Raw genomic sequence first — 277 nt, 5'->3', positions numbered from 1 at the left:
AAGTGGTGGGCGATACCGGTCTCGAACCAGTGACCCCCTCCTTGTAAGGGAGGTGCTCTCCCAACTGAGCTAATCGCCCGCTTGGTCAAACTTTTACAACATTAAAGCCAACTTTGGAAAAAGTGGTGGGCGATACCGGTCTCGAACCAGTGACCCCCTCCTTGTAAGGGAGGTGCTCTCCCAACTGAGCTAATCGCCCGATGCACCTGAAAAGGTATTCGGATTTATTTAAACACTAAAATTAAGTGGTGGGCGATACCGGTCTCGAACCAGTGAC

General features: G+C 50.9%; 2 tRNA genes. Both read right to left on the bottom strand.

Going from position 1 to position 277, the window contains the following annotated elements:
* Positions 1–3 precede the first annotated feature (3 nt).
* Positions 4–79 (bottom strand) — tRNA-Val (locus tag HMPREF2750_RS00265).
* Positions 80–123: 44 nt separating this feature from the next.
* Positions 124–199 (bottom strand) — tRNA-Val (locus HMPREF2750_RS00260).
* Positions 200–277: the final 78 nt, after the last annotated feature.

Origin of the sequence: Haemophilus sp. HMSC066D02, from assembly GCF_001810545.1 — a bacterium.
Lineage (GTDB): Bacteria > Pseudomonadota > Gammaproteobacteria > Enterobacterales > Pasteurellaceae > Haemophilus_D.
This window is presented reverse-complemented; position numbering and strand designations above follow the sequence as displayed.